This is a genomic window from Corynebacterium sp. NPDC060344 (genome assembly GCF_042725215.1).
Classification (GTDB): Bacteria; Actinomycetota; Actinomycetes; order Mycobacteriales; family Mycobacteriaceae; genus Corynebacterium.
Genome location: NZ_JBHXCS010000010.1, coordinates 26,023 through 51,778, shown reverse-complemented (window position 1 = coordinate 51,778; position 25,756 = coordinate 26,023). Strand labels below are relative to the sequence as shown.

At 67.7% G+C, this 25,756-nt stretch carries 31 protein-coding genes, 1 other RNA gene and 1 pseudogene; 11 read left to right on the top strand and 22 right to left on the bottom strand.

The genetic code is table 11. The features are described 5' to 3' along the window. Positions 1-49: 49 nt before the first annotated feature. Positions 50-211 carry an RNA helicase gene (locus ACFWGD_RS11250; RefSeq protein ID WP_377778791.1) on the top strand — a complete coding sequence of 54 codons (162 nt, stop codon included), beginning with the start codon at positions 50-52 and terminating at the stop codon, positions 209-211. Positions 212-863: 652 nt separating this feature from the next. Here the strand turns inward: ACFWGD_RS11250 and ACFWGD_RS11245 are convergent. The 14 genes from ACFWGD_RS11245 to ACFWGD_RS11180 form a co-directional block, all read right to left on the bottom strand. After that, a complete protein-coding gene (locus ACFWGD_RS11245) occupies positions 864-1,976 on the bottom strand; it encodes a head maturation protease, ClpP-related (protein ID WP_377778790.1) in 1,113 nt (370 codons plus the stop codon). A 12-nt stretch (positions 1,977-1,988) separates the two neighbouring features. Continuing rightward, the gene (locus tag ACFWGD_RS11240) at positions 1,989-2,372 is read right to left on the bottom strand and encodes a capsid cement protein (RefSeq protein WP_377778789.1); all 384 of its coding nucleotides are present in this window, start codon (positions 2,370-2,372) and stop codon (positions 1,989-1,991) included. Between the two features lie 17 nt (positions 2,373-2,389). Then, positions 2,390-3,286 carry a major capsid protein gene (locus ACFWGD_RS11235; protein ID WP_377778788.1) on the bottom strand — a complete coding sequence of 299 codons (897 nt, stop codon included), beginning with the start codon at positions 3,284-3,286 and terminating at the stop codon, positions 2,390-2,392. Beyond that, positions 3,286-3,522, bottom strand: a complete 237-nt coding sequence (locus tag ACFWGD_RS11230) for a hypothetical protein (protein ID WP_377778787.1) — start codon at positions 3,520-3,522, stop codon at positions 3,286-3,288. Before ACFWGD_RS11230 ends, ACFWGD_RS11235 begins: the two co-directional genes overlap by 1 nt. A gap of 89 nt (positions 3,523-3,611) precedes the next feature. Next, a complete protein-coding gene (locus ACFWGD_RS11225; protein WP_377778786.1) occupies positions 3,612-3,986 on the bottom strand; it encodes a helix-turn-helix domain-containing protein in 375 nt (124 codons plus the stop codon). A gap of 1 nt (position 3,987) precedes the next feature. Beyond that, a complete protein-coding gene (locus ACFWGD_RS11220; protein ID WP_377778785.1) occupies positions 3,988-4,332 on the bottom strand; it encodes a hypothetical protein in 345 nt (114 codons plus the stop codon). Then, a complete protein-coding gene (locus ACFWGD_RS11215) occupies positions 4,329-4,643 on the bottom strand; it encodes a WhiB family transcriptional regulator (RefSeq protein WP_377778784.1) in 315 nt (104 codons plus the stop codon). The genes ACFWGD_RS11220 and ACFWGD_RS11215 overlap by 4 nt, the downstream gene beginning before the upstream one ends. Then, positions 4,640-4,825 (bottom strand): hypothetical protein, encoded by a 186-nt coding sequence (locus ACFWGD_RS11210; RefSeq protein ID WP_377778783.1) that lies wholly within the window; start codon positions 4,823-4,825, stop codon positions 4,640-4,642. Before ACFWGD_RS11210 ends, ACFWGD_RS11215 begins: the two co-directional genes overlap by 4 nt. A gap of 206 nt (positions 4,826-5,031) precedes the next feature. Further along, positions 5,032-6,606 (bottom strand): phage/plasmid primase, P4 family, encoded by a 1,575-nt coding sequence (locus ACFWGD_RS11205; RefSeq protein WP_377778782.1) that lies wholly within the window; start codon positions 6,604-6,606, stop codon positions 5,032-5,034. Beyond that, on the bottom strand, positions 6,603-7,142 hold the full coding sequence (locus tag ACFWGD_RS11200; RefSeq protein ID WP_377778781.1) for a hypothetical protein: 540 nt from the start codon (positions 7,140-7,142) through the stop codon (positions 6,603-6,605). The genes ACFWGD_RS11205 and ACFWGD_RS11200 overlap by 4 nt, the downstream gene beginning before the upstream one ends. A gap of 125 nt (positions 7,143-7,267) precedes the next feature. After that, positions 7,268-7,618 (bottom strand): hypothetical protein, encoded by a 351-nt coding sequence (locus ACFWGD_RS11195; protein WP_377778780.1) that lies wholly within the window; start codon positions 7,616-7,618, stop codon positions 7,268-7,270. Between the two features lie 74 nt (positions 7,619-7,692). Then, positions 7,693-8,031 (bottom strand): hypothetical protein, encoded by a 339-nt coding sequence (locus ACFWGD_RS11190; protein ID WP_377778779.1) that lies wholly within the window; start codon positions 8,029-8,031, stop codon positions 7,693-7,695. A 9-nt stretch (positions 8,032-8,040) separates the two neighbouring features. Next, entirely contained in the window at positions 8,041-8,283 is a 243-nt protein-coding gene (locus ACFWGD_RS11185) for a hypothetical protein (protein ID WP_377778778.1), read from the bottom strand. Beyond that, positions 8,280-8,483 (bottom strand): helix-turn-helix transcriptional regulator, encoded by a 204-nt coding sequence (locus ACFWGD_RS11180; protein WP_377778777.1) that lies wholly within the window; start codon positions 8,481-8,483, stop codon positions 8,280-8,282. Before ACFWGD_RS11180 ends, ACFWGD_RS11185 begins: the two co-directional genes overlap by 4 nt. A 135-nt stretch (positions 8,484-8,618) precedes the next feature. Here ACFWGD_RS11180 and ACFWGD_RS11175 point away from each other — a divergent pair, with 135 nt between their 5' ends. Continuing rightward, on the top strand, positions 8,619-9,101 hold the full coding sequence (locus ACFWGD_RS11175) for an XRE family transcriptional regulator (protein ID WP_377778776.1): 483 nt from the start codon (positions 8,619-8,621) through the stop codon (positions 9,099-9,101). After that, the gene (locus ACFWGD_RS11170; protein WP_377778775.1) at positions 9,088-10,251 is read left to right on the top strand and encodes a tyrosine-type recombinase/integrase; all 1,164 of its coding nucleotides are present in this window, start codon (positions 9,088-9,090) and stop codon (positions 10,249-10,251) included. The genes ACFWGD_RS11175 and ACFWGD_RS11170 overlap by 14 nt, the downstream gene beginning before the upstream one ends. A 37-nt stretch (positions 10,252-10,288) precedes the next feature. On the opposite strand, the gene ssrA is transcribed toward ACFWGD_RS11170, so the two are convergent. From ssrA to smpB, 3 genes are all read right to left on the bottom strand, one after another. Further along, positions 10,289-10,664: a transfer-messenger RNA gene (ssrA, locus tag ACFWGD_RS11165) on the bottom strand. A gap of 152 nt (positions 10,665-10,816) precedes the next feature. Further along, a complete protein-coding gene (locus ACFWGD_RS11160) occupies positions 10,817-11,410 on the bottom strand; it encodes a hypothetical protein (RefSeq protein ID WP_377778774.1) in 594 nt (197 codons plus the stop codon). Positions 11,411-11,573: 163 nt separating this feature from the next. Then, on the bottom strand, positions 11,574-12,071 hold the full coding sequence (gene smpB, locus ACFWGD_RS11155; protein ID WP_377778773.1) for an SsrA-binding protein SmpB: 498 nt from the start codon (positions 12,069-12,071) through the stop codon (positions 11,574-11,576). 226 nt (positions 12,072-12,297) lie between these two features. Between smpB and ACFWGD_RS11150 the strand changes: the two genes are divergently transcribed. The 5 genes from ACFWGD_RS11150 to ACFWGD_RS11130 all read left to right on the top strand — a co-directional run bounded on the left by ACFWGD_RS11150 (position 12,298) and on the right by ACFWGD_RS11130 (position 17,877). Beyond that, positions 12,298-14,079, top strand: coding sequence for an AbgT family transporter (locus ACFWGD_RS11150; RefSeq protein WP_377778772.1), 1,782 nt, complete (start codon positions 12,298-12,300; stop codon positions 14,077-14,079). Between the two features lie 261 nt (positions 14,080-14,340). Then, the gene (locus tag ACFWGD_RS11145) at positions 14,341-15,297 is read left to right on the top strand and encodes a metal ABC transporter substrate-binding protein (protein WP_377778771.1); all 957 of its coding nucleotides are present in this window, start codon (positions 14,341-14,343) and stop codon (positions 15,295-15,297) included. Beyond that, positions 15,297-16,025: a metal ABC transporter ATP-binding protein gene (locus ACFWGD_RS11140; protein WP_377778770.1), complete on the top strand. Its 729-nt coding sequence runs from the start codon at positions 15,297-15,299 to the stop codon at positions 16,023-16,025. The genes ACFWGD_RS11145 and ACFWGD_RS11140 overlap by 1 nt, the downstream gene beginning before the upstream one ends. Next, positions 16,022-16,960 carry a metal ABC transporter permease gene (locus tag ACFWGD_RS11135; protein WP_377778769.1) on the top strand — a complete coding sequence of 313 codons (939 nt, stop codon included), beginning with the start codon at positions 16,022-16,024 and terminating at the stop codon, positions 16,958-16,960. Before ACFWGD_RS11140 ends, ACFWGD_RS11135 begins: the two co-directional genes overlap by 4 nt. Beyond that, complete coding sequence (locus ACFWGD_RS11130) at positions 16,957-17,877, top strand: metal ABC transporter permease (RefSeq protein WP_377778768.1); 921 nt, start codon at positions 16,957-16,959, stop codon at positions 17,875-17,877. Before ACFWGD_RS11135 ends, ACFWGD_RS11130 begins: the two co-directional genes overlap by 4 nt. Here the strand turns inward: ACFWGD_RS11130 and ACFWGD_RS11125 are convergent. The 5 genes from ACFWGD_RS11125 to ACFWGD_RS11105 form a co-directional block, all read right to left on the bottom strand. Beyond that, positions 17,861-18,640: a metal-dependent transcriptional regulator gene (locus ACFWGD_RS11125; protein ID WP_377778767.1), complete on the bottom strand. Its 780-nt coding sequence runs from the start codon at positions 18,638-18,640 to the stop codon at positions 17,861-17,863. The two genes, ACFWGD_RS11130 and ACFWGD_RS11125, sit on opposite strands and share 17 nt — an antisense overlap. A gap of 10 nt (positions 18,641-18,650) precedes the next feature. Then, complete coding sequence (locus ACFWGD_RS11120; protein WP_377778766.1) at positions 18,651-19,046, bottom strand: YbaN family protein; 396 nt, start codon at positions 19,044-19,046, stop codon at positions 18,651-18,653. Positions 19,047-19,089: 43 nt separating this feature from the next. Next, positions 19,090-19,677: a TetR/AcrR family transcriptional regulator gene (locus ACFWGD_RS11115; protein ID WP_377778765.1), complete on the bottom strand. Its 588-nt coding sequence runs from the start codon at positions 19,675-19,677 to the stop codon at positions 19,090-19,092. 254 nt (positions 19,678-19,931) lie between these two features. Next, the gene (locus ACFWGD_RS11110; protein WP_377778764.1) at positions 19,932-20,663 is read right to left on the bottom strand and encodes an ABC transporter ATP-binding protein; all 732 of its coding nucleotides are present in this window, start codon (positions 20,661-20,663) and stop codon (positions 19,932-19,934) included. Further along, complete coding sequence (locus ACFWGD_RS11105; RefSeq protein WP_377778763.1) at positions 20,660-21,853, bottom strand: ABC transporter permease; 1,194 nt, start codon at positions 21,851-21,853, stop codon at positions 20,660-20,662. Before ACFWGD_RS11105 ends, ACFWGD_RS11110 begins: the two co-directional genes overlap by 4 nt. 273 nt (positions 21,854-22,126) lie before the next feature. Here ACFWGD_RS11105 and ACFWGD_RS11100 point away from each other — a divergent pair. The 3 genes and pseudogenes from ACFWGD_RS11100 to ACFWGD_RS11090 all read left to right on the top strand — a co-directional run. Then, positions 22,127-22,888 (top strand): annotated as a pseudogene (locus ACFWGD_RS11100) (alpha/beta hydrolase family protein); the annotation flags it as partial. Positions 22,889-23,114: 226 nt separating this feature from the next. Beyond that, positions 23,115-23,693, top strand: a complete 579-nt coding sequence (locus tag ACFWGD_RS11095; protein WP_377778762.1) for a CAP domain-containing protein — start codon at positions 23,115-23,117, stop codon at positions 23,691-23,693. Between the two features lie 125 nt (positions 23,694-23,818). Further along, entirely contained in the window at positions 23,819-25,426 is a 1,608-nt protein-coding gene (locus tag ACFWGD_RS11090) for a carboxylesterase family protein (RefSeq protein ID WP_377778761.1), read from the top strand. Positions 25,427-25,756: the final 330 nt, after the last annotated feature.

Below are 25,756 nucleotides of genomic sequence, written 5' to 3'. Positions count from 1 at the left end.
CCATCCGAGTACGATGGGCCTCCAACATCGACTGACGGAGGTGACACCGATGACTGAGCGACGCGCCGCTTCTGCTCGTGTGCCCCGCAAGCCCACCCGCGGCCAGGTCGCCGCAGCCCGCCTTCTGGTGAAGCGCGAGAAGGAGGGCAAGGCCACCGTGCCCGTCAGCTCACGGATCAAAGAGCTGGCGGATTCCGCGCCCGATCGCTAGACCAGGTCCTGGCGGAGCACCATGACATGGTCGCCCAGCCGGGCCTTTCCGCATGCCCTTGCACTGAACTTCGCCGGCACAACTCGGCGACCTCACCTCGCCGGCCCCCACCCCACCAGCGCACGAAAGAACCCGCCCACCGTTTCCGATGAGCGGGTTCCGCGTGGAGCCGCCGGGAATTGAACCCGGCCTAAACCCGTACAAGCAAAGCGATATAACCCCTTACCTGCATGTTCGGATAGTGTTCGATAACGGCGAATGGCCACCATTGCGAAACGGTTGTGTCCAAAAAGTGTCCACGAGAACACTCCACGCCGTGCGCCTCAGCGGGCGGTCGCCCCGGACTCATGGGACACTCCCCTCGGCCGTCGCCCATCCCCCCGAAGCCGGCGGCCGCGCCCCGGCGCTCCCGCCACCCCCAGCGGTCGAGCGCCGGGGCAGACGGGCGGCCGCTAAACCCACCTTCCGCGCGCGCTTTTGAACTGGCCGGCGGGTGAATCCCTTCCGGAGAGGGAGAGGGCGAGACTGCCGAAGCGGAGGGTGAGTCTGGCGATGGACCCGCCGAAGAATGTTTGGGGTGTCAACTAAACGCCGAAGTCCCCCAGGGCCGCGGTGCGTGGCCGGCGGTGCCCCGGGGGACGGGTGGCGAGTCCTAGCGGACCCACGTCGACGCGGCGGTCTCGGCTTCGTCGTCAACGGACAGCGCGTGGCCGATTTCCTTCACCGGGATGGTGTTGGGCGGGTTGGCGCCGTAGTACGCTCGCGCGGTGGAAATGTCGCGGTGCGCCATCGCCACGGCCTGCCGGCGCAGCGCGGAGTTGATTCGGCCTTCGCGAATCCACTTGTCGACCTCGTCTTCGCGTGCCTTGGCGTCGCGCTGGGCACGAATGGCGATGCCTTCGCGGGCACCGTCCACGAGCTCCCGGTAGGTGTCCCGATCCAGCAGGACACGGCCCGCTCGTGCGAGAACAGCACCACCTTCCGAATCGGTCTTCTCCGGGTCGTCGCCGGCAAGCTTGTCGACCATCGCAGAGATCAGATCGAGTGTTTCATCGACGGTTGCGGCCGCCGGATCGAGGTCGAGCATCGTGGTGAGCTTGGTCCACTGCTCGACGGTGAAGACCATGCCGTCGACCGACTGGTCAAGCTGCTGGTTGGGCTGCTGTTCAGCCATGTGTGTTCCCTTCGTGTTGGGTTGCGGCGCTTCGGACCGCGAGCGGTAACGAAACCGCGCGAAGATCGGCGAGGCGCCGATGTTGTTGACGTTGGTCGTTGCCTGTCGGCCGTCGACCACTTGGTCGGCGAGACCTGCGGCGACGGCTTCGTCGGCGGTGAACCAGGTCTCGGCGGCCATGAGGCCGGCCCAGTGCTCTGGGGTGCCCCCGGCCTTGTCGGCGTAGATCCGGGCGAGGGTGCCCCCCAGGCGTTCGAGATCCCCGGCCGCTTTGACCAGGGTGGGGCCGTCTCCTTCCAGGGCCGTCCACGGGCTGTGCACCATGACTTCGGCGTGGGGCCGGATGATGACGTGGTCGGCGCCGCCGGCGACGATGAAGCTGGCGGCGGAGGCGGCGAGGCCTTCGATGATCGCGGTGACGCGGCCAGGGTGGGCGCGCAGCACGTTCATCAGCGCGACGCCCTCGTGGACGTCGCCGCCGGGGGAATTGACGTGGAGCTCAACGGGGCCGGTGTGGCCGGCGAGCTGGTTTCGCAACCACGCCGACCCCCTCCCCCGGGGGCTGATTTCTCCGTCCAGGATGATGTTCACCTGGGGGGCTCCTTAGTGGGCGAGGCTGATCAGCGCGTCGCCGCCGTCGGTGGCGGTGTCGACGGCCCAGCCGACGACGGCGCCGGTGTCGGCGGTGGTGGCCTTACCGCCGGTGCCGACCTCCACGGGGGAACCGGCGGTGATCGCACCATCGGCGGTGACGGTGACGATGCGGGCCGATCCGCGGGCGACGCCGACCATGTTGTCGGCGGCGGCGTCGTACTTGAACACGCCGACGGTGGGGGCTCCTGCGGTCGCCGTGGTCACCGACAGCAAGTTGTCCGACCGGGGTCCGCTTATGGCGGCGAAGGTCTTGCCGGCCACGGCGGTGGTGGCCACGACGGTCAGGTCGGTGCCGGGGTTGAAAATGTCGCGCATCTGGTTTGCGTACTGCATGTGCTGGTCCTTTCGGGTTAGACGATGCCGTTGATGACGGCGAGGGCGCCGGGCATGGTGGCGCCCATGACGGGGCCGGCGTAGGTCTGAATCCACGTCTGCCGGTGGTGCTCGTCGCGCCAGGTCTCGACGGTGAGGTGGTCTTCGAAGCTCACGAAGCCGAACTTGCCGGGGTCGATGAGGTAGGCGTGGGCGGCCGGAATGTCGATGCTGGTCTTCAGCGTCAGGCCCAGGTCGGTGAGCAGGTCACCGAGCTTGGGGCCGTAGATGTTGCGCAGCTCGGCCTTCGCGGCCGGGGAGACCAGCAGCGTCTTGTACGCGATGCCGAGCTGGTCTTCCTCGGCCTTGGCGGCCAAGGTGGCGAAGTTGGCGCCGGGCAGCTCGCGCGGGTTCGACAGCGTCGCCTCGGGGCCGTGGGCCAGCAGCGTCGACCACTGGGCGGACGCCTGCACCTGGTGGAGGTCGTCGCCACCTTCGGCGATGACCGCGGCGACGGTTTCGGCGGCGCGGCGATTGATCTTGCGGATGACCGTGTTGGCCAGCTGCGTGATGGCGTTGTCGAAGTCGACGGCGCGGTTGCGGCGCCGGGCTTCGTCGGTCACGGAGATCTTCGCGCCGAAGTCCTCGACCTTGGCGAGACGGTCTTCCGGGCGGGTCGGCTGGACGATGCTGTACTCGTCGCCGGGCAGCCGCGAGCTGGCGTCACCTTCGGGGAAGAGGTTGTCGCGGGTGGCGCGGGCGTAGATCACCGCGCCGCCCTCCGGGGCGGTGCCTTCGGTGAAAATGTCATTGAGCAGTGACTTCTCGTCGGCGATCGACGCGATGCGCTGCTCGATAACCTCCGGGGAGTTCAGGGCGGCGTCAACGGTGATGACGCCGTTGTCGTAGTCGGCGTTTCCGGGGTAGAGGGGCATCAGTTGTTCTCCTTCTTGGCGATCTGCTCGGCGTAGTGGGCGCGGCCGGCGAGCCACCCGTCGACCCATGCGGCCAGGTGCGCGGGGTCGTCGTAGACGGGCACGTCGTCGCCGTACTTGGCGCGGTCGAGGGTGTAGGTCTGCCGGCCGGCGGTGTCGCCGTCGTAGGTGTAGTTCGTCGGGCCGGTGGCGATGTAGCCGGGCACGAGCTCGATGGGCTTGGGATGGTTGACCATGTGTTGGTCCTTCCTTGTTTCGGGCATGAGAAAACCCCGCTGCCGACCGTGGTGGTCGGGGCGGGGTCGTGACGGTGTGAGGCCAGTTTCTATTCGCGGTAGTCGTGAAAGACCTCAATGTCTTCGAGGTTGAATTCCCAACGGCCGGCGGGCTTGGCTCCGGGGAGTCTGCCCTTTTCGGCCAGTTGGCGCACGCGCCGCGGCGTCAGGTCGAGCATTCTGGCTGCGACGGCGGTGTTTACAGTCGTTGCCTCACTTACTTCATGATGTGTGACAGGTGGCGAATCGGTTTCCGTTGTGGCCGGAACGGAAGGAAGTCCTGCGAGAATGTCGTAGGCGATCTTCCGGATTGGGGCGTACACGTCGAAGCCAAGGCGCAAGTCGGCTTCGAGGATCGTGGCGGCCAGAGCGCGGGCGTCGCGCGCCGACAGCAGGACCATGCGCCGGTCGATGTGCTGCACCATGTCAGGCGTCCTTCGTCGCGGCGATGATTTCGGCCTTGGACAGGCCCTTCGGGTCGATGCCGTGATGGACGGCGTAGGCGCGCCAGGTGGCCACGGGTGCGGCCTTCCGCGGCCGCTCCGGGACCGCGGCGGGGGCTTCGTCCGCAAGCGCGGGTTCGGGGTCTGCCGGGGTCTCGAGCTCCCGTTCCGGGTCGAGCTCCGGGGCAGCGGCTAGCGTGGTCTCGAGCGACGGTTCCGGGGCCGCGGCGCCGGTGCGCCGCAACCATTCGGCGGTGGCGTTGTCGACGTCGACGGTGTCGCCGGGCTGGTGTCCGCGCCACTGGATTGCCAGGGTGATCGTGGTCATGCTGCGAGATCCTTTCGCTGGGGTTGGGGTTCTTCGTGGAGGTGGCCGGCCCACACGCCCTGCCGGTGCTCGGCGGGCAGTTGGTTGGCCAGGGCTGCGCATTCCGGGGCGGCGGGGCAACGGGCGCAGAGGCGGCGGGCGGCGTCATGGCGGGCGGCACGGGCTTCGGCGGATTCGCGGTGAAGGTAGTCGTCAAACAGCTTGCCTCGGCCGATGCACAGCGCCCCGGTGAGGCGCGGGCCGCGGAGGATCGGGCGGATATCGGGCATATCCTTGACCGTCGGCCAGATCTCCGGTTTGCGGCGGGTCATGCGGCCGGCTCGCCGGCGTCGAGAAGGTCGGCAAGGTAGTTGGCCATGCGGATCATTTCGGCCGGCGGCAGGGAGCACCGGCGCGGGGCGTCGACGAAGGCGCGGCCGGGGTTGTCGCGGTCGGGTCGAATGATGATGTACGCGGTCGGGGCGCCGTCGAGTCGATGGGCTTTGAACTTCACGGGAGTCTCCTTCGTGATTTCTGGGGCGAGGTAAACCCGTTGCAACCGGTTGCACGGTTGCATGCAGGTCAGGGGTGGTTTTCGGGCGGTTGCAGCGTGGTTGCAACCGGGTTGCGGTCACGGGGGTTGCGGTTGCACGGTTGCGCGCAACCGGCAGGAAATACCCTTTGACCTGCTGCAACCAATGCAACCGGTTGCAAGAGAGTTCACTTTGAAAATTCCCACGGCTGTTCCTTCATGCCGAAGAAGTGCCGGCCCATCCGCCCGTCGATGCGCGTGTTCTTGTACGACACGGACGGGGCGGCGGACAGCACCCGCTGAATGAAGGTGTCCCGGTTGATCGGCCGCATCGACTGATCTTCGGACCACTGTTTGAAGGCGGCGAACACGTCGGAGACCTTCAACATGTCGGCGTCGTTGCCGGTGACGGCGTACCGCTCTTCGATGTACCGGGCAATCGGCGAGGTCATGTCGGCCATGAGGTCGTGCATTTCGTCCATCGTCGCTGGGCGGGTGAAGCCTCCCTGCTCGTGAAGGCGGTGCAGCCCGTCGACAGCCCAGTTGAAGATGCCGGGCAGCTCGGCGGCAATCCGGGCGCCCAACGTCGGGTCCGGGTTGTCCTCGTAGCTCTGCTTCAGCCGCACGGACATGAACCGGCTGGTGATCGCTCCGGATGAGTCGAGGAACCGTGGGGTTTCGTTGGAGACGATCATGAAGCGGGTGGGCAGGGTGCCGTTCCAGTAGTCGCGGTTCTTCCGATTGATGCTCACGGCGTCTTCGCCGATGATGTTGAGCAGTCGTTCGACGGTGGTGTTGTTGCGGCGGTCGTCGTCGGCGCGGGCGTCCTCGACCACGGCCAGGGGCTTGCCGATCAGGTCGGCCAGGCCGAATTCGCTGCCGAGGCTGCCCAGGGTCGGCGAGACGGTGTTGCCGGCGCCGACGAGCCGTTGCACGGTGCGGCTGATGGTGCCTTTGCCGCCGCGCCGCGGGCCGACGATCAGCAGCGCCTTGTGTAGGTCGGTGCGGCCGGAGATCAGATAGCCGGCGTATTCCTGCAGCAGTAGTTCCCCGGCGGGGTCGTGGGCGAAGACGTCGCCCAGGAACCGCGCCCAGGTGGGGCACGTGGCGTTCGGGTCGTAGTCGAAGGGCAGGTGCCAGGTGGTGAACAGGGCGGGGTCGTGGTCGGTGATCTGTCCGGTCTTCAGGTCGACCAGGCCGTTGTTCATGGGGATGATGCGGCCGGCGGGCGGGTGGTCGGCGGTGTCGAGCCATGCGGGTGCGTCGACGTGGCCGGGGATGCGGGAGCGGATCGCCAGCGGTTCCATGAGGTTGCCGACCTTCGCGGTCGTCGGTGCCCACGGTTTCGGGGAGCCGTCTTTGTCCATGAAGGTGGCCTGTTCGAGGCGGTTCCAGATGTGCTCTTTGACGTCGAGGTCGTCTTCGGCCTGCTGCCAGGACGCCCCGCCCCATAGCCACCAGGTGCCCCGCCAGAACACCAGCGTTTGTTTGCCGCCGGTGCTGAACAGGTCGGCCATGAGTCGGCGGGCGGCGCCCATCGGTTGGCTGGGGCTGGGGTAGACGTTGCCGTCGTCGCCGGATTCGATTTCGCCGGCAGCGTTGAGTTCGTCCTCGAAACGCTGGTTCTCGAAGCTGGGGTCGTAGTCGGCGGGATCGGGCGGCAGCCCATCGTCCCGCGGCGGAAATGCGGCGGGTGACGGCGCGTCGGAGTTGTACTTTTTCATGATCTCCTTGACCCCGGCGGTCACGGTGCGGGCGGTCATGCGGGCACCTCCAACACGTCGTGAAGCAGAGCATCGTGCGCCAGGCGCCTGGGATCTTTGATGCGCGCGCGGAGTCGGCGGAGCTCCGGCACGCCGTTCGACAGGGTCGCGTCGAGGTCCGTCAGCGGGGAGGTGTGGGAGCGGTCGAGCATCGCGGCGGCGAGCTGGCGGTATTCACGCCGGAATCGCGCTTCGATCACCTCGAAGACGAGGGTCGGCACCATGACCGCGTCGACGGTGGACGATGCCAGCTCGCTTAGCGCGCTCTTGATCTGCCGGCCCTTCGTTCCCTCCATGTCCCCTGCGTCGAGGTGGTGGCGGTGGAGTAGCTGAAGTGTCAGTGATCGGTTGCCGATCTCCGGGGCGATGCCGGCGATGGAGGTCAGGCCGTCGGCGAGCTCCACGCCAACGGCGTCGAGTCCGGTTGGCTGCGGGACCCGGAAGTCTTCGGGTTCAAGCGCCGCAAGCTCACGGGTCAGCGCGATGCGCCCCAGTGTCGGGAGGGCTCCCAGGAGTAGTTTCGTCGGTGTGTCCACGTTTCCCCTCTTCTCGTAAAACCGCGGCGGCTCTTCCCCAGCCGGGGCGGTTTTTCCCTTTCGGGCAGTGCCCTATTCCGGTCGTGAACCGGCGCCAGGCCATACCTGGATTAGGGCCGTATTCGTCACTGTGACGTAAGTTCCCGCAGGTCAAGGTTGTTGAGCAGGTCTTCGGCGTCGGCCAGTTCGCGAGCCTTGGCTTCGGCGAGAAGCTGGGCGTCGCGCTCGCGCTCTTCGCGGCGTGCGCGCTCGGCGAAGATGCGGCGGTCATGCTCGGCGATATCGTCGGCGGAGATGGTGACCGTGACGGAGCCGTTATGGTAGGCGGCGACGATCAGCTCCCAGGGGATGATTGCGCGGCGGTGGTCGCTCATTGGCAGCTTTTCGCCGGCGTAGGTGGCGTAGGCGATGCCGTTGGAGGCGCCGCGGTCTTCGAGGCGGATTTCGAAAGCGGGGCCAGTGGTATGGTCAGACATGGAATTACTCCTTGGGTTCCTTGGCCGTCAGTGCGTTGCAGCGCGCTGGCGGTTTTTCTTGTTGGGGTTGATGTTCATGCCGCCGGCCCTTGTTTGGGTCGGCAGATGGGGTGGGCTTCGCCGCCGTCGCCGGGGTATGGCGTACATACGGTGGGATGGGTGACGATCTCCGTGGTGCCATCGGGGCGGGGTTCGGCGGAGGTGTGCCGGCCTTCGGCGAAGACGGGCACGCCGGTTGAGTAGTGCGACGCGCCCTCGATGCCGTGGAGCAGGGCTTCGTAGCGCAGTTCTTTGCGCAGTGTTTCAAGTACGGAGATAGCCACGTCGTCGCCGTCGTCGTAGAGGCGTTCCAGGGCCACGCCGATGGGATCGGACGCGACCATGTAGAGCAGTGAATCGAGCGGTGAGTGCATGCTGGGCTCCTAGTTCCGATCCGCGAGCTGTTCGAGGTCCGCGGCCACGGCGGTGGGGCGGCGAAGGCTCCGGCGCTTCTCGGCTTGCCGATTCGACGCCCACATCGCTTGCTCGACGGCGCGGTGGAGGTGAAACAGGTCGTGGTTGGTCAGGGTCGTGCCGTCTGCGGTTCGGGCCGTGCTGTCGCTGAAGACGACGATCGAGCCAAGGGCGGGGACGTTGGTGACGCGGCGGACGCTGGCGCGGGTCATGCTGCGGCCTTCGGGTCGTCGGTGCGGGTGCGGGTGCTGTTCTCTTCCCAGGCGAGCACGTCTTCGAGCCGGTAGTAGACGCGGCGGCCGACCTTGAAGAAGGCCGGGCCGGTCCCCCGGTATCGGTGCTGTGCCCATGCCTGGCGGTTGGTGCCCGGATACCGGGCGATCATGTCCTCGATGGTGAGCGGGACGCTCATATCTCCTCCTCGTGCGATGGTTTTTATCGCCCGGGCGTTATCTTTTATCGCCCGTGACTTAAGTCTTACCGCATAGCAGGGAATAGTGCAAGATTAACGGGAGGGGCGATATTTTTTATCGGGTACCCTTCAGGCATGGCAGGCAAAAAGGCGACCATCGGACCGACCGGTCAGACTGTGAGCGCGAACGTGGAGCGCCTCCGCGAGGAGCAACGACTCACGTACGCGGAGATGACCCGGCAACTAACGAACCTCGGACAACCGATCCCGGAGCTGGGACTGCGCAACATCGAGAAGGGACAACGAAAGGTCGACGTTGACGAGCTTGTCGCACTCGCGCGCATCCTCCGCGTCGCCCCGGTCACCCTGCTTATCCCGGTGTCGAAAACGGGGGATCTTACAATCAAGGCCACCGGCTTTGACGACGTAACAGCCCGTCAGTTCTGGCACTGGCTCCGGGACGGGGGGATGCCCGGCGAGCGGATCAACCTCGATGATCTGCTTCGGGCGCGCCCGGATTGGGTCCTCGAAGAGGGGACGCCTGAAGCCGACGAGGAATTGGGCCAGATGCTCGACTTCATCCAACGAATGGCAGCGCGTAACCGTGGCGACGATTGAGCCGTACACACTGAAGTCCGGGGCGACGCGCTACCGCGTGCGATACCGGACACCCGACCGGCGTACGACGAGCAAGCGGGGTTTCACCACGAAGCGCGACGCCAAGGCCTTCGCTGCGACGGTCGAGGTGGACAAGATGACCGGCCAGTTCATCCCCGTAGCGGCCGGCAAAATGACGGTTGCCGACGTATCGAAGCAATGGCTGCCCAGCCTGATCGACGTCGCCGAATCATGGCGCCGCCGCCAAGAGTCAATCTGGAAGATTCACGTCGAACCGAAGTGGGGCCGCTGGTACGTCTCCAACATCGGGCACGACGACGTGCAGCAATGGGCCGCCGAATTGGCCTCCCCCACTCGCGAACCGCAACCCCTGGCACCGAAGACCGTGCGGCACATCGTCGGCGTCCTGGCGTCGATCCTCGACTACGCCGTCGCCGCCAACCGCATCGGCACGAACCCCGCCCGCGGGGAAATCCGTCTCCCCCGCGTCACACGCAACGAAAAGACCATGCTCACCGCCGGCCAGCTCCAAGCACTCACCAGGGAGGTACCGGACTTCTACCGGCCCATCGTGTGGCTGCTGGGATCGTCAGGGATGCGGTGGGGCGAGATGGCTGCACTACGGCCCGTCGACCTGATCGGCGGCGGGCGGATACGACTGTCGCGGTCGTACTCCAAGAGCGACACCCGGTCGATCCTGAAAGACCTGAAGGGGCACGAAGCCCGGACGATCATCGTCCCGCCGCAAGTCGAGGAGATGCTCACCGCGGTTGCCGATGAACAGGACCGCGACGAGCTGTTGTGGATCGGGCCGCGCAATGGCCTGCCGTTGAAGCCCCCTAAGTCCGGCAACTGGCTAGACGCGGCCGTGAAGCGCTGTCACGGGGCCGACCAGGACTTCCCATCGGCCTTGTCCGCTCACGAGCTCCGGCACACGGCGGCGTCGCTCATGATCTCTTCCGGCGCTCACGTCAAGACGATCCAGCGGCAGCTCGGCCACAAGTCCGCGGCCATGACGCTCGACCAGTATGGGCACCTGTTTGACGATGACCTCGACGTGATCGCGGACGCTATGGGCAGTGCCCTGTTTGCAGGGGATTGTGTCCAAAACGTGTCCACGGACGATCTTCCCGACTCCATGATCGAATAGAAAAGGCCCCCTACCTGCGTTAACAAGTAGGGAGCCATTGTGGAGCCGCCGGGAATTGAACCCGGGTCCTCCGCCACCTCGCCAGGGCTTCTCCGTGCGCAGTTCGCGCGTGGTCTCTGCTCGGCCCTCCGGTTCAGTCGAACATGACCGGATGACGGGCCCAGTCGCAAGTAGGTGTCCCCGCCGACCCTTGCGACCAAGTCGGCGAGCGAGCCCCACTAAACGATGCCAGGGTCCGGATCAGAGGCCTACCCGGTCTGACAGACACGCGGTCGCTGCTTAGGCAGCGAGGGCGTAGTCGCGCTGAGTGTTCTCGGCGCTTAATTGGTTGCTGCGACGCTTGCGGTGGTCTCCAGCCTGCACCGGCACGCTTCCCCTGGCTCACTGTACGGAGTCGAAACCAAGTCGGCCCCTCGAGTTCCCGCCGGACGGGATGCGGCTTGCTGTGCCCGGCAGGATGGTTCAGTTTATCTCCATGTGTTTCGGGGGTCAAGGTCGCGTTGCTTGACGACGTCTTGTTCAGCCACGAACCCGCCTTGCCGAGAGAAGTTCAGTGCCCGGCCCTTTAGCCCGAAGCGGGATTCCGGTATTCGAACGTCAGCTTCGCGTCTTCGTCGATGGAGTGGACGATGCCGGAGTAGAAGACCTTTGCCTGGTCCTTCAGCAGCGCAGTGTTGCGGCGGACGTGTTCGGCCTTGGCTTCGCCGTTGAGGACCTGCGTGATCACGTCCGCCGTGTCGATCTCCGGCGCGACGAAGCGCAGGGCCCCGCCGTCTTCCAGCACCGTCTCGAAGGTCGGGTCACTGTGACCGATGAACGTGAACGCGGGGATGACGATGGTGAACTCGTTGTCCGCCGTCTCGCGGATATCCACGTCCTTCCCCTCGATGCCGAGCTTCGCGGTGTAGGTGTACTGCAGGAAATGGGTGCGGCCGGAGCCCGGCACATTCTGCCCGAACGCGGTCCTGCGCGTTTCGGTCTTGTGCAGCCCCTGCACGGAGCTGCTGACCAGCACCACCTGTTCCTCGCGCTCGACGGCGTTGACGACTTCGGTGGTAGTCGATTCGGTTACCGTTTCCACGGGATCGTTGAATAACGTCGAAATCTGGCCCCAGAAAGAGACAACCAAAACGGCGACGAGTACCAGCGTCAGGATCATCCCAGTCAAGGCGGATCCCCACTGAAACCTCTTTAACCTCTTGATCACGCTTTCCTCCATCGATCCCGGTATGTGGTTATTTGCGTGGGGTTCCTGCGCCGCCTCTGCGACGCAATGAGCTGTGTCGCCTCGGCATTGCCCTCTGCCCACCCATTATTGACGTTTATCCCTTGATGCCCTTGATGCGCCGGCCGAGTTCGCGGGTGATTTCGCGCTCCTCGGTGCGGCGCTTGATGTCCTGGCGCTTGTCGTAATCCTGCTTGCCGCGGGCCAGCCCCAACTCGACCTTGAGGCGGCCGTCCTTGAAATAGAGCTTCAGCGGAATGAGGGTGTTCTTGCCGTCGCGGACCTTGCCCATCAGCGAATCGATCTCGGCCCGGTGCAGCAGCAGCTTTCGCGCCCGCCGCGTGGGATGGTTCGTCCAATTGCCGTGGGAATACTCGGGGATGTGCAGCCCGCGGAGCCACACCTCGCCGTCGTCGATGGTGGCGAAGGCGTCGTTGAGCGACGCCTTGCCCTCGCGCAGGGCCTTGACCTCGGTGCCCACCAGCACGACGCCGCACTCCCACGTGTCCACGATGTGAAAATCGTGGCGGGCACGGCGGTTGGTGGCGATCACCGGGTTGGCGTTTTTCGCGTTCGTCGACTTCTTTTTGGCCATAACCCTGCCCAGCCTAGTCGGGCGCGGGGACGAGCCCAATCCGCGTTTGCGCCGGGCCACGGCACCGGTCCGCGACTGCTGCCACCGCCGCCGGGTAACAACCGTGTTTCATCGCACCTTTCCAAAGCCATCGGAGTTAGTTTCGGTTACTTTCGGAAGAGTGCGCCGCTTCGCCGCGGCCCGACACACCGACATTGCACCGACGACACAACACACGGAGGACGCCATGGCGCAGTCCACGGGCACCGCGGAGAAAACGAGAGACGGCGGAGGTGGCGGCCGGGGCGGAGGATCCACCGGCGGGCACGACAAGCCGAAGGGATTCCTGGCGACGCTGGAACGGGTGGGCAATGCACTGCCGAACCCGTTCTGGCTGTTCGTCATCCTGGCGGGCGTGGTCGTCGTCTCGTCGTGGCTCGGCTCCATGGCGGGCATGTCCGCCGAGGACCCGGGCACCGGCGAGGTCATCGAGGTCCAGAACCTGCTGACCCCCGAGTACCTGCAGAAGATGGTCACGGACGCGGTGGACAACTTCGTCACCTTCGCGCCGGTCGGCCTGATCCTCGTGTGCATGCTCGGCGTCGCCGTCGCCGAGTACTCCGGCTTCATCGGCGCCGCCATCCGCTCGGCGGTGTCGAAGGTCCGCTCCCCCATGTGGCTGACCTACGTCGTCGCGCTGGCCGGCGTCACCGGTTCGGTGGCCTCCGACGCGGTGTACGTCATCCTCATCCCGCTGGGTGCCGCCGCCTTCCGCGCGGTCGGGCGCAACCCGATCGTCGGCGCGATGGTCGCCTTCGCCGCGTCGTCGGCGGGCTTCAACTCCTCGCTGGTGCTCAACATCACCGACGTTCTGCTGGCGGGCATCTCGACGCAGGCCGCGCAGTTCGTCGACCCCGAGTACGTGGTGTCGCCGCTGGCCAACTACTTCTTCTCCATGGCGTCGGCGCTCGTCCTGTCGGCGATCATCACCGCGGTGACGGAGCTGTTCATAGTCAAGCACGCGAAGAAGACCATCGACGAGTCGAAGATCAATTACGAGGCCGCGGCGTTCACGAAGCCGGAGACGAGCGGCGACGATGAGACCGCAGCCGACAACGCAGCCGCCGACGACCGCACCGGCGATGCCCCCGCCGCCAACGACGGGTCCGCCGACGACGGTGCCGGCAGGTCGTCGTCAAGCACGAACCTGGGCAATGGCGAAAACGCCGGCGACCACCGCTCCGAGGAGGAGCTGCGCGACGAGCTCGAGCTCGACCCGCGCGAGGTCCGCGCCCTGAAGATCGCCGGGCTCGCCGCGCTGGCGACCATCGCCGCGTGGGCGGCGCTGCTGTTCATCCCGGGCTCGCCGCTGCGGGGCGAGGGCGATGGCATCCTCAATTCCCCGCTGCTCACCGACATCGTGGTGCCCATCGCGCTGCTGTTCGCCATCGTCGGCATCGCCTACGGCATCGCGTTCGGGTCGATCCGCAACTCGTCGGACATCCCCGGCTTCATGGAAAAGGGCCTGACCACGCTGACGGCGATGATGGTGCTGTTCTTCGCCGTCGCCCAGTTCACGTCCTACTTCTCCTGGTCGAACCTGGGCCAGTGGACGGCGATCAAGGGCTCCGAGCTGCTCACCCGCGCCGACCTGCCGCCGCTGGTGCTGTTCGCGGCGCTGGTGCTCATGGTGGCGCTGCTCAACCTCATGATCACCTCCGGCTCGGCGCAGTGGGCGCTGATGGCGCCAGTCGTCGTGCCGATGCTCATGTACGTCGGCATCACCCCGGAGGTCTCGCAGATGCTGTTCCGCATCGGTGATTCGCCGACGAACATCATCACCCCGATGTCGCCGTACTTCGCGCTGGCGCTGACGTTCCTGCAGAAGTACTACAAGCCGGCGGGCGTGGGCACGCTGATGTCGCTGGCCATCCCGTATTCCATCGCGATGCTGGTGGGCTGGTTCCTGTTCTTCGCGCTGTGGTACCTGCTCGGCATTCCGCTGGGCCCGGGCGTGCCGGTGCGGTAGGCACCGCGCTCCCCGCCGCGGCGGGTTTCGCTTTTCGCTTTACGACGGCCCGGCCCGCACCCGTTCACGGTGCGGGCCGGGTTTTCGCGTCTTTCACTCACGCCGCCCGCCCACGCCACCGCTCCACGAGCACACCGGGGGGCTCATCGGGAACACCCCGAAGCCACCCCTATTTCTTGAAGTTCGACGCGCCTAAGTTAGATTGATCGACGTGACTCACCTCCCATAAAAGCCAAACCTCATCAACCCGAAAGGTCCACCGTGACAATCCGATCCACCACCAAGAAAGCAGTCGGCGTTCTCGCCGCGGCCGCGCTGCTGCTCACGGGCTGCTCCCCCGCCGGATCCGGCGATTCCGCCCCGGGCGGCGGCGAGCCGCTCAAGGTCTACGCGACCACCGGCTACCTGGCCGACGCCGTCGCCAACATCGCCCCCGACGCAGACGTGACCACCATGGTCGGCCCCGGCGGCGACCCGCACACCTACCAGCCATCGACGAAGGACATCGAGAACATCCACTCGTCCGACGTCGTGCTGTGGAACGGCCTCCACCTCGAGGCCCTCATGAGCGATCAACTGATCTCGCTCGGCGACCGGCAGCTCGCGGTCGGCGACCAACTGCCCGACGAACTGCTGTTGGACTGGCCGGAGCAGGACGACGAGGGCAAGCCGTTGAAGGACCCGCACGTCTGGAACAGCCCCGAGGCATGGTCGGAGGTCGTCGGCCTGGTGGCCGACAAGCTCGGCGAGGCCACGCCCGAGAAGGCCGACGAATACCGCGCCAACGCGAAGAAATACGCCGGCAAGATCCATGCGGCCGCCGAGGATGCCCGCGAAAAGCTCTCCGGCATCCCCGAGCCGCGCATGCTCATCACGGGCCACGATGCATTCAACTACTTCGGCACGACGTTCGGCCTGGACGTCCGGGCCACCGACTTCGTCTCCACGGACGCGAAGCTCAGCGCCGCCGAGTTGTCCGAGCTCGCAGACCTCATCGCGGAGAAGAAGGTGCCGGTGATCTTCCAGGACAACCAGGCCAACCCCCAGGCCATCACCAGCCTGAAGGAGGCGGTGCGGTCCCGGGGCTGGGAGGTGGAGATCTCCGGCGAGGAGCTCTACGCCGACTCCCTCGGTTCCGAACCGGGCGTCGACACCTACCTGGGAGTGTTCAGGCACAACGCCAAGGCCGTGGCGCAAGCGCTCGGAAAGGACTCGTGATGGGCGCCCCGGCGTGCGAGGCGGCCGGCCTCAGCGTCGCCTACGATTCCGCGCCGGTGCTGCGCAACGCCGACGTCACCGTCCCCGCCGGGGTGGTGATGGGCGTCATCGGCCCCAATGGCGCCGGCAAGTCCACGCTGCTGAAGGCCATGCTCGGGCTCATCCCGCCATTGACCGGCCGCGCCCTTTTCTTCGGCGAGCCCCTCAACCGCGTGCGCGGTCGGGTCGCCTACGTGCCACAGTCCACCAGCGTCGACTGGGACTTCCCCGCGCGGGTGAAGGACGTCGTGCTCATGGGCACCTACGGCGGGCTCGGCTGGTTCCGCCGCCCCGGAGCCGCCGAACGCGCCCGCGCGGCCGCGGCCATGGGGAACACCGGGGTCGCCGACCTGGCCGACCGCCAAATCGGGGAGCTGTCCGGCGGCCAGCGCCAGCGGGTGTTCCTCGCGCGGGCACTGGCGCAGGACGCCGACCTGTTCTTCATGGACGAGCCGTTCCAGGGCGTCGACGCTAAGAGCGCGCGGGCCATCGTCGAGGTCCTCCATCGCCTGCGCGAGGGGGGCAAGACCGTTGTCATGGTCCACCACGACCTGGCCACCGTCGCCGAATTCTGCGACCACGTCACGCTGCTCAACCGCAGCGTCGTCGCGTCCGGGCCGGTCGGCGAGACCTTCACCCGCGAAACGATCGCCGAAACGTACGACCTCGCCGCCGAGGTTCTCCAATGACCCCCGCGGACTTCTTCACCGACCACACCTACCGGATGGTGTTCTTCGGCACCGGGCTGATCGGGCTCGTCGCCGGCGCACTGGGGTCCTTCGCGTACCTGCGCAAGCAGTCCCTGGTCAGCGACGTCGTCTCCCACTCTGCGTTGCCGGGCACCCTGGTTGCGTTCCTCATCGCCGGGGCGATCCCCGGGCTGGGCGGGCGCAACATGGCCGCCTTGATCATCGGGGCGATCGCCGCCGGCGCACTCGCCGCCTGGTACTCCAATGCCGTGGCGGCGACGTCGAAGATCCGCATCGACACCGCGATGGCGGTGACGCTCACGGTCTTCTTCGGCGCGGGCATGGTACTCATGCGAGTGATCTCCAACCGCCCCTTCCCCGACAAGGGAGGCATCCAGGACTACCTCTTCGGCAACGCCTCGGTAATCACGCGCGCCGACCTCATCACGTCGCTGGCCGTCGGCGTCATCGCGCTCGCCCCGATGCTGTTGCTGTGGAAGGAGTTCGAGATCCGCACCTTCGACCCCGCCCACGCGACCTCGCTGGGCTTCCGGCCGCGGATCATCGACGGCATCATGTTCACCTGCATCGTCGTGTCCACGGTCATCGGCGTGAAGGCCGTGGGGCTGGTGCTGATGGTGGCCTTCGTGGTCACTCCCCCGGCCGCCGCGCGCCAGTGGACGCGGAGCTTGCCGACGATGGTCGGCCTTTCCGCCGCCATCGGCGCCGTGGGCAGCGGCGTGGGCGCCTACCTGTCCATCACCCTCGGGAAGATCCCCACGGGGCCGCTGATCGTGATCACGCTGTTCGTCGTTTTCCTGGTGTCGATGCTCTTCGCGCCGCGCCGGAGCGTCGTCACGCGGGCCATGGCGCGCATGCGCGGCCGGGCCGACCTGGCGCGCGGGCTGAGGGCGCAACGGGCGGTGGCGCGATGAGTTTCCTCGCCGGAACCCTCCTGCTGGCCGTGGTCACGGCGCTAGCCTGCGCGCTGCCCGGCGTGTTCGTGGTGCTGCGGCGCGACTCGATGCTCGTCGATGCCATCGCGCATTCGGTGCTGCCGGGCATCGTGGTCGGGTACTTCTTCACCCGGAACCTTGATTCGCCGTGGCTGATCCTCGGCGCCGCGACCGCCGGGCTGATCGTCGTGCTGGGCAGCCAATGGCTCACCGACTCCGGCCTCATCGCCGGCGACGCCCCACAGGGCCTGGTGTTCCCGGCCCTGTTCAGCGGCGGCGTCATCCTGGTGACGCTCAACTTCGCCAACGTTCACCTGGACACCCACGCCGTCCTCGTCGGTGACCTCAACCTCGCAGCCTTCCGCCACCTGACCATCGGCGGAACCTCGATCGGGCCGGCGTACATCTACGTCATGCTCGCGGTGCTGCTGGCCAACGTCGCGTTCCTCGCGGCGTTTCGCACGCAGCTGACCGCCACGACATTCGACGGCCCCTTCGCCGCGAGCATCGGCATCCCGGTCAATGCCGTAAACACCGTGTTCATGTTCCTGGTGTCGATGACCGTCACCGCGGCATTCAACGCGGCGGGGGCGATCCTGGTGATCGCGCTCGTGGTCGTGCCCGCGGCGACGGCGCACCTGCTGACAAATCGCCTGGGCACCATGTTCACGGTCACCGCCGCGGTCGCGGTGGGCGGCGGGATCGCGGGATTCTGGGGCGCATACGCGCTCCACGCCGCGACCAGCGCCGCGATGTCGGTCTGCTACGGGGCGATCTTCGCCGCCGTCCACTTGGTCACGCGCGTGCGGGCCCGGCGATTGCGCCGCTCGCACGGGGCCGATGCGCACCGGGCCGATGCGCATCTGGCAATGCCGCCGCTCAGTCGCGCGGCGTGACCCACATCGCGTCGGTGGCGGTGCGGCCCAGCGGCAGTGCCGGCGCCCCGCCGCCACCGCCGACGCCGGAGCCGGCATCCTCCAGCACCGTCACTTCCACCGAATCGGAGAAGGGCGCCCCGGCGCCCACCAGCAACTGCGCGCCGACCCCGATGCCATGGTCGGCGAAGAACTGCAGCAGCTGCGGATCCTCGTCGGAAATGCGCTCCACCCTCACCCGCCGGCCCGGCCCGATGCCGGTGAGCGCGACGGCTCCGCGCAACGACGGCTCCCGCCCCGCGCGGGGAATGAGATCGCCATGGGGATCGCGCTCGGGATGCCCGAGCTTGTCGTCGATGCGGTCGACCATGAACTCCGACACCGCATGCTCGAGCGACTCGGCCTCGTCATGGACCTGGTCCCACGTGTAGCCGAGCTCCGCCACCAGGAACGTCTCAATCAACCGGTGGCGGCGGACCATCTCCAGCGCCAGCGCCCGGCCCGAATCCGTCAGCGACACCGCCCCGTAGCGCTCATAGTCGACCAGACCCAGCCGACCGAGCTTGCGCACCGCGTCCGAGGCCGTCGGCAATTTCACCCCGACGCGCGCCGCCAACGCCGTCGGAGACACCGGCTCATCGCTCCACTCCCTCAGGGTCCACATGGCCTTCAGGTAGTTCTGGAAGCTCGCCGACAGGTCCGACAAGGCCGGAGCGGCGGCCGCGGGCTCCGTCGCAAAGCCCCGTACGGGCCTGCTCTCCCGGGCGGATGTGGACTCTGACATGCCCGAAACGTTACCGCACCCCGGGCCCGCCACCCGGCGGGCCCTTCGGTTTCAGCGTGAGAATGTGCCAGCTCACGCCCGCGCCGATGACCGCGAAGACGGCCCACGGCCACGGTTTGCCGATCACCCACGCCGAGACGATGAGGCCGATCCACATCACCGCCAGCGTCTGGATCTTGTACGCCAGGCTCATCTGCCCGGAGTAGTACTGGTTCAGGTACGAGCCGAAGACCCGGTGGCCGAGCAGAAAACCTAGCAGCCGGTCGGAGGCCTTGGCGAAACACAGCGCCGACAACAGCAGAAACGGCGTCGTCGGCAGCAGCGGCAGCACCGCCCCGATCGCGCCGAGGGCCAGGCTGACCAGGCCGACGGCGTTGAGTGCCCAGCGCACGGGCCGCGACGTCACGGGCCGCAGGGCGGGAGGGCCGGGTGGGCGCGGCGGGCCGGCCTCAGGCGTCATCGGCGACCACGCCGCGGACCATGCGGTAGAGCGCTTCGCGGACGGTGTCCTCGTCGGCGCGGCCGGCGGTGACCAGCTCGGCGCCGCGCTGGACCGCCGAATCGATGATCGGCAGCGCGGCGGCGGCGACGGGGCCGCCGATGTCGTCGAGCAGCCCGTGCAGCACGGGGTCGAGGGCGTTGTGCGCCTCCTGCACCCGCGGATCCATGAACGCCTCGGGGAACTGTTGGGCCGCGCCCATCAGCGGCCCGTGGTCGCCCCTGATGAACAGGCGGAACGTCTCGTCGACGTAAACCTTCAGGCGCGCCAGCGGATCGTCGCCGACCGCCTCCATCGCCTGGGTGATGCCGGTGGTCCAGGTGGGGATGACGTCGAGAAGCAGCTGCACCACCAGATCCTGGCGCGACTTCACGTACAAATACACGCTCGACCGGGCCAGCCCCATCGCCTCCGCCACCTCCGTGAGGGTCGGCACGGTGCCGCCCGAGGCGTTGATCAGCTGCTCGGCGGCGTCCAGGAGGGCGCGATGCTGCGCGGCACGGTGCTCCACGACGGTGGGGCCGGTGATCTTCGGCATGGCGTCTCCTCTCGGGCGGGGGTTGTGGTTGCGGGGGTTGTGGTTCTCACCGTACCCCGCCGGCCTGCGGCATCGGGAAGCTTGACGACGGCTCGATGCGAAAAGTCGGCAACCCTGCCCGTGCCGGCGCCACGCGCGTATGAAACTGCTACCACCGCCGCACAAAAGCCCAGGTGGGCGTTTTCGGGCGGCGGAAAATGTGCAGTTTCGTACGCGGCGGCCCTTATCGTGGCGCCGCCTACTCGTGGCCCCTCTTAGACCTCGCGCGGGCGCAGCTTGCCGTCGGCCATCTCCAGGACGCGGTCGCAGTGGCCGAGGACGCCGAGGTCGTGGGTGACCATGACGGTGGCCACGCCCTCGTTGCGGGATTCCTCGGCCAGCAGCGCGACGATCTCCTGCGAGCGGCGGGTGTCCAACGCGGCGGTCGGCTCGTCGACGAGCAGGACGTCGGGGCCGCCGACCAGGGCGCGGGCGATGCCGATGCGCTGGCGCTCGCCGCCGGAGAGCTGGCCCGGGCGGTGGCCGGCGCGGTGGCCCATGCCGACGGCGTCGAGGAGCTCCTGGTTGGACTTGCGGCCGCGGTGGCCGAGCAGCTCGGCGGCCAGCTCGAGCTGGTCGCGGGCCTTCAGCGACGACGGGAGGTTGCCGGACTGGAACACGAAGCCGATGTGCTCGCGGCGCACGCGGGCGAGGTCCTTGTCCTTCATGCCGGTGAGCACCTCGCCGCCGAGGCTGACGGTGCCCGACTGCGGGGTGGTCAGCGCGCCGGCGACGGCCAGCAGCGTCGACTTGCCGGAGCCCGACGGGCCGACGATGGCCACGAACTCGCCCGGCCGGACGGTCAGGGAGACGTCGTCGAGGGCGTGGACGGTGGAGTCGCCGTCGCCGAAGCTGACGGAGACGCCGTCGAGGACGAGCGCCGGTTCAACGGCCGACTCAGCGGCCGACTCGGTGGCGGGATTGGTGTCGGGGCGGGTGTCGGTCATCGGTTCTCCCCCAGTGCGGTGAGCGGGTCGGTGCGGGTGACACGGAAGACGGCGACGGTGGCGCCGATCAGTCCGAAGACGAACAGCAGCGCGGCGCCGGTGGCGACGGGCGCGAGTTCGGTGGCGTACGGCATGGGCGAGGCCTCGAGGCCGGCGCCGAGCGCCAGTGCCAGTGCGACGCCGACGCCGATGGACAGGGCGAGGATGACCACGGCCTGGCCGAGGCTGTCGCGCAGCAGGAAGCCCTTGGTGGCTCCCATGGCGCGCATGACGGCGATGTCTCCGGAGCGCTGGATCGTCCAGACGAGGAAGAAGGCGCCGGTGACCAGGGCGGCGATGATGTAGAGGAACCACTCGATCATCGACAGCGTCATCATTTCGGGCCCATAGCCGGGCGAGGACTCGAAGGACTGCTCCAGGGTGCGGGCGTCGGTGCCGGTGGCGGCGGACAGGGCCTCGAGGTCCGGCACGATGCCGTCGTCGCCCTTGGCCGCCACGACGCTGGCCTGGGAGTAGGCGTCGTCGGGGGCGGCTTCGCCGTCGCGGGCGCCGGCGTGGATTTCCTGCCAGACGTCCAGCGGGGCGTAGGCGATGTCGACGTGGCCGAAGGTGCGCTGGCCGTCTGCGAATCCGACGATGGTCAGCGGCGTCTCCAGGCGCTCGATGGTGATCACGTCGCCGATGCTCAGGCCTTCGTCCTTGAGCGGGGCGGACACGACGATCTCGCGCGGGGTGGCGGTGGGCTCGCCGGCGGCGCGCTCGACGGGGTCGGCCATGGCGGGCAGGGTTTCGCCCTCAACGGTGTCGCCCGCGGCGGCGGTGCCCGGGGACAGGAAGGAGTCGGGCTCGACGCCGACGAGGGTGAGGTCGACGGGCGTGCCGTCCTGATTCTTCGCGTTGACGATGGTCAGGCCCATCGGCGTCGCCTCGGCAACACCATCGGCGGCGGCGACCTCGTCGGCCTTGTCCGCGTCGACGATGGAGCGGGTGAACGCGGAGTCGGTCTTGGTGCCCTCCTCGAACGCGATGGTCTCGGCGTCCATGGCCTTGAGGCCGGATACGCCGTCGTTGACCAGGCCGGCGGTGAGGCCGGAGATGATCACGATGAGGATGGACATCAGGGCCAGTACCAGGCCCATCAGCAGGAATCGGGTGCGCGCGAAGAGCATTTCGCGCCAGGCCAGGAACATGGGGCCTCCGGGGTCGGGTGGGTGCGGCTGGTTGGGATTGCTTTGCGACGGCCTGCGCCTCCCCGCTTCGCCGGGTGTTAAAGAGGAAGGGAGAAAGAGGAAGAGCGAAAGATGCCGACGCAACGTCACCATGTTAACGACGCTATGTCGGCATCACTAAATGACAGCGGCTGCACTCAGCGGTTTTGTGGCGATTCTCACGAAAACGGCGGTCACGTGAACATCGATACGTCGTAAAGCCAAGCCCAGGAGGCGCGGGTACCCTTCCATTACATGCCGAGCAAGAACGTCACATTCACCGGATCGACCGGCGAAACCATCGCCGCCACCATCGACCTGCCCGACGGCGAACCGCGCGCCTGGGCACTGTTCGCCCACTGCTTCACCTGCAACCGCAAGGTGCCGGGCGCGGCGCGGACCTGCCGCGCACTGGCCAAGCAGGGCATCGCCTGCCTGCGATTCGACTTCACCGGCCTCGGCGAATCCGGCGGCAGCTTCGCCGACACGACGTTTTTAACCAACGTCGACGACCTCGTCGCCGCCTACGAATTCCTCGACGCCGAATACACCGCGCCGACGCTGCTGATGGGGCACTCCCTCGGCGGCGCCGCGGCGATCCTGGCGGGCCAGCGCATGCCGAAGGTCAAGGCCGTCGCGACGATCGGCGCCCCCTTCGACCCCGCGCACTCGATCTTCCACTTCGCCGACGCCATCGGCGCGATCGACGCCCACGGGACGCAGACGCTGTCCATCGCCGGCCGGGACATTCCGATCTCGCGCGAATTCCTGGAGACGCTCGCCGACATCAACCCGGAGACGTACATCCACAAGCTGCGCAAGCCCCTGCTGCTGCTCCACTCGCCCACCGACCAGACCGTCGGCATCGACAGCGCGCAGAAGATCTTCCTCGTCGCCCGCTACCCCAAGTCGCTGATGAGCCTGGACAAGGCCGACCACCTGCTGATCAAGCCCGGCGCCCCGCAGCGCGCCGCCGACCTGATCCGCACGTGGATCGAGCCGTACCTGCCGGCGGAGGCGAAGGCGTAGGTGTAGGGGCTGGCGCAGGGGCGGGGGCCGCGGGCGCGGGCGGGAACGCGGACGACGGGACACGAGCACGAGCGCAGGGACCCGGGCCCAGGGACGGCTTGACAGGGTCGGACAAAAATAGATTCCGGGGGACCCTATCCATCGTTACGGAATCGTGCTTATATTGTGCCGCGCAGTTCATTCCGATCCCCTACATGTTCCGGAAGGCACACGTATGAACCGATTTCACCTGACGTCCATCGCCGCGACCGCGGCGATCGCCGCCCCGATGTTCCTGGGCGCCACCACCGCCGGCGCCCTCGACTTCGGATCCTTCGACTCCGGCCGCTCCGGCGCACCCGCCGGCGAGCGCCCCGCGGCCACCGCGCCCGCCGACACGGCACGCGAGGGCACCGAGCCCGGCAACCGGCCCGCCGCAGAGACCGGCACCCCCTCCGACGAACCCGCCACCGCCGAGCTGCAGAAGCTCCACGACGAGACCAACGAGATCCGCCGCGCCGCCGGCAAGGCCCCGCTGGCGTGGGACCAGAAGCTGGCCGGTGAAGCCAAGAAGTGGTCCGAGCAGCAGCTCCGCGAAGGCCGGATGCACCACGACACCGGCCAGACCACCGGCCGCTACAACGGCGAAAACGTCTTCATGACCCGCGGCGGCTCCGCCGCCGATGCCGTCCAGGCCTGGCGCAAGTCCCCGGGCCACTACCGCAACATGATCGGCGACTTCGCCACGCAGGGCATCGGCATCGCCACCGACGGCCAGGGCACGTACTACGTGACGCAGCGCTTCAACCGCTGATCCCCACCGCCCCTCCACGAGATCGCGATCCAGCTGCGCAATCGCGATCCCGTGGGCCGGGCGCGGGGACCGGCGCCGCGACGATTCGCCCCACGCGTCCCCTGTGGACGTGGCAACATTGCAGTATGAGCGCGAATAACCAGGATCCGGTGCCCAGCCCCGAAGAAGTCCTCGCCGACGACGCCTACCGCAACGAGGCGTTCCGCTACACCGGCGAAGATGCCGGGGAAGCCCGGGCCAACACCGCGGCAGTCGAGGCCAAAGACGACGCCGACGCCGACACCGACACCCAGCCGAACCCGGCCCCGTCCGCCGGCGCACCCCGCTGGTACGCCCCGGCCGGCGTGATCCAGGGCTTCCACACTCCCGCCCCGGAGACCCGCGACCAGCATGTTCTCCGGGCGATCGGCATCCCCTACGCCTACGCCAACCGCCACGAGGTCCCGCAGCCGCTGACGACGCTGCCCAACGGCGGAATCATCGTCGCCGACGAACCCGGCCCGACGTGCCACCAGCGCCCGTCGCTCGCCGGCCAGAAGATCGCCCCGCACGCGACGCCGCGGCGCCACGACGAGCACTGCCAGCACGTGGCCATCACCGTGCCCGACGGCACGGCGGCCGACGCGAAACTGCCGGTCATGGTGTGGGTCCACGGCGGCGCGAACATCGCCGGCGGCGGCGACCTCCCCCGCTTCAATCCCTCGCAGATGGTGGCGGAGAACAACGTCATCGTCGCCTCGATCAACTTCCGGCTCGGCGCGTACGGCTTCCTCGGCGGCGGCGACGATCGCGCCGACGGCGTCCCGCCGGCCAACCTCGGCCTCATGGACATCCAGACCGGCCTGGAATGGATCCGCGACAACATCGCCGCGTTCGGCGGAGATCCCGAGCAGATCACCATGTTCGGCCAGTCCGCGGGTGCGGACCTGATCCTGTCGCTGATGGTCATCGCCGGCGCCGACAAGATCGGGGCGCCTCGACCGGGGCGCGGGGACGTCGCAAAGCCCTACCGCCCGCCGTTCCAGCGCGCGATCCTGCAGTCCCTCGCGTTCGGTTTCCTCGGCGGCCGCGGCCCGATGTACGACGCCATGATCGACGCCGCCGGGCCCATCGACCGCGCCACCTCCCACGAGGACATCGCCGACGCCGAGGACCGCGCCACCGAGGCCGCGCGCCCGTTCAAGAACGGGCAGGCCATGCCGTGGGGCGTGCGCTACGGCGCGGCGCCGATGCCCGACGAGTCGCTTTTCGACGCCGCCCTCGACGCCATCGCCGAGGACATCGACCTGTTGCTCGGGCACACGCCGCGCGAGGCGGCGCTGTTCTTCCACGACGCCGAGGAGGTCGCGCGGCTCAAGCGCGTGCCGGCCGTCGGCGGGCAGCTGTTCGAGCGGGCGCTGCGGCACTTCACGAAGAAGACCTACGGTGGTTCGGAGGCGTTCGCGCGGAAGTGGGCGGCCGCCGGCGGCAGCGCGCTGCACTACACGCTGAAGTGGGGGTCGAAGGACAGCGAGTACCGTTCCGCCCACACCTGTGACCTGCCGCTTTTGCTTGGCGACGAGGCCATCTGGCGCGACTCCGTCCTCCTCGAAGGGCAGATGTGGACCGACGTCCAGCGCGACCGGAAGGCGATGCAGGCGATTTGGACGCAGTTCGCGAAGACCGGCGCCGTCGCGCAGGCGCTGCTTCGCCGTGCGGGTTTCCTGAAGGTGGAGAAGGTCGCGGCCAAGTAGCCGGCCGGCGCGCGTCGTCGGCCCCGGCGCTGGCACTTCGCCCCGGCTCCGGCGCTCGCACCTCGCCCCGGCGTCCGTAATTTCCCACGGCGCTGACCTGCGCTATTCACACCAGCCCCAGCAAACCGGGTTTGCGTTCATTTCGTAGGATTTCGGCGGCGTTTCACCTGGTCGTTTGCCGTTGCGAGCCTACGAAATGAACGCGCTCGCCAACTTTGGGGCTGGTGTGACTTGACCCGATTCCAGCGCCGGTAATCCAGTCCATCGTGGGCCCCTGGTTCCAGGCCGGCCCACGTTTCCCGGCTTCGGCGCCCGGTTCTCGGCTCGGAG